Source organism: Thiolapillus sp. (assembly GCF_048562965.1).
GTDB classification, from domain to species: Bacteria; Pseudomonadota; Gammaproteobacteria; order Chromatiales; family Chromatiaceae; genus Thiolapillus; species Thiolapillus brandeum_A.
In genome coordinates this window covers 1-2,092 of record NZ_JBHNMF010000548.1, presented here as the reverse complement: position 1 = coordinate 2,092, position 2,092 = coordinate 1, and the positions used below count along the sequence as shown (strand labels likewise).

General features: G+C 54.4%; 2 protein-coding genes. Both read left to right on the top strand.

The window, feature by feature from the left end:
• Window positions 1–340, top strand: a 340-nt coding sequence (locus ACOCD2_RS17520; protein WP_293653017.1) for a PP0621 family protein, incomplete at its 5' end; no start/stop codon positions are given.
• Complete coding sequence (locus tag ACOCD2_RS17515) at window positions 340–1,968, top strand: sensor histidine kinase (RefSeq protein ID WP_293653016.1); 1,629 nt, start codon at window positions 340–342, stop codon at window positions 1,966–1,968. The genes ACOCD2_RS17520 and ACOCD2_RS17515, both read left to right, overlap by 1 nt.
• The last annotated feature ends 124 nt before the right edge of the window (window positions 1,969–2,092 follow it).

Genomic DNA, 2,092 nt, shown 5'->3' with positions numbered 1-2,092 from the left:
CCAAAGCATCAATTTGCTGATCCATCCAGACAAATATTCGATGTCATGCCGATTACAGAGGCTCCTGCCGAGTCATGTCGGTAAAATGCGGGTTTTGACGTTCTGGAATCACGGATTCAGGCTTGCCTACATGAAAATAATCTTTCTTCTCGCCTCAGCAGGGCTTATCTGGTGGATAGTGCGCACCTTGCGCAATTCCAGGCCCTCCACAAGCAAGCCGAAAATAAAGAACATGGTTTCCTGTGATTATTGCGGCCTGCATGTCCCGGAAGACGAGTGTATAAGGCAAAACGGACACAACTATTGCAGCAGGGAGCATGCGCAAAAGGACAGCGGCTGATGCGTGCGGAGCGGCTGGCAGACCGTCTGGTCATCATGCCTGAACCCCAGGAAGGCAACAAACGGCTGATGCGGCTGTATTTCACCTACCCCGTGATGCTGGCCATCGGCCTGCTGGTTTTCAGCGTTGCGGGAATTGGGCCTTCCTTTCTCGGTAGCGAATCGACAGACCTGCACATCATCACCGTGCTGGCCTATCTGGTACTTTCCATCGCATCCCTGACCCTGAGTTTTTTCGACCTGGGCTCCAAACAGGTGGAATACGCCTTTGCCATACTGGTAGACAGCATCGTGATCAGCATCCTGCTCTACACATCCGGCGGGGCACAGTCGGGACTGGGCATATTGCTGGGCATTTCCATCGCCTTTGGCGCCCAGGGCATGCCGACACGCATTGCCATGTTCTCAACCGCCGTTGCAACTGCGGCTATATTTCTCGAAGCTTATCTCGAGTACGTTTTCCTGAATCACCCTTTCAACAACCTGACTGTACTGATCCTGCTGGGCACTTCCTATTTCGCCCTCGCCTTTCTTTCCCATGAATTGTCCGCCCGCACCCAACTCAGCGAAAAACTGGTCAAACAGCAGGGCAAGGACATTGCCAACCTCACTGAACTGAATGACCAGGTTATTCACAATATGCAAACCGGTGTGATCGTGCTGGATGAAAAGACCAATATCCGGATGCTGAACGATGCGGCATGGCGCTTTCTGGGACGCCCGATAAGCACCGTGGGTTATGCCCTTGGACAGATCAGTGAGGACCTCGCCACGGCCCTCAACCGCTGGCGGCAGCAGCCTTCATCCCAGCAGCGCCACCTGCATACTCATGCAGAAGGCAACGATTTGCTGGTCAAATTCCAGAACATCGGTGAAAGCAAGCGCACCGGCATACTGATCTTCCTCGATGATGCATCCCGGGCAGCCGAAGCCGCCCAGCAGCTCAAACTGGCCTCCCTGGGAAAACTGGTCGCCAGCATCGCCCATGAGATACGTAATCCCCTGGGGGCCACCGGGCACGCCAATCAATTGCTGCAGGAATCCGATCACCTGCAGGGAACCGACCGGCGCATGACTGAAATCATCGACCGGAACACTTCCCGGCTCAATGAGGTGATCGAAAACATACTTTCCCTGTCCCGTCAGCGTCCTGTCGAATCGGAAAAGATCCGTCTCGATGTCTGGCTGAACAAGCTGTGCAAGGAAATGAGCAACAACTACCGGTTGCAGCCGGAACAGATGGTCAGCTATGTTTCACCCCCGGACACCAACCTGGTGTTCGATCCCCAGCAGGTTTTCCAGATAGTCAATGCGCTGGTCGAAAACGCCATCAAGCACCAGGCCCACAAGGCCGAAAAACTGACAATCTCCCTGACTGGCGGCATGGATCCCGGAACCCGGGAAGGCTACATCGAGGTGATCGACAATGGCGCACCCATCTCCAGCGAAATCGTGGACAAGCTGTTCGAGCCCTTTTTCACCACCAGCAACATGGGGACGGGGCTGGGGCTTTATATCGTCAAGGAACTCTGCGACGCCAACAACATTCGCATCAGCTATCTGCCGGTTTCGAGCGGCGGAAACTGTTTCAAGTTAAAATTTGCCCCAGACAGGCAAGACAAACCCTAACCCGCATCGCTCACCGATCCCCTAGTTCCGGCGTTTTTGGGCACCGGCAAGCGTGTCTTCGGCCTCGTGATAGATTTTGGGACATCCCAGTCCCCAAAATCGACTCGGCCTTTGACAACCTATT

What these genes read in the sequence shown, in the direction of transcription:
- ACOCD2_RS17515 (WP_293653016.1), top strand. Translation starts at nt 340, where the DNA reads ATGCGTGCGGAGCGGCTGGCAGACCGTCTGGTCATCATGCCTGAACCC.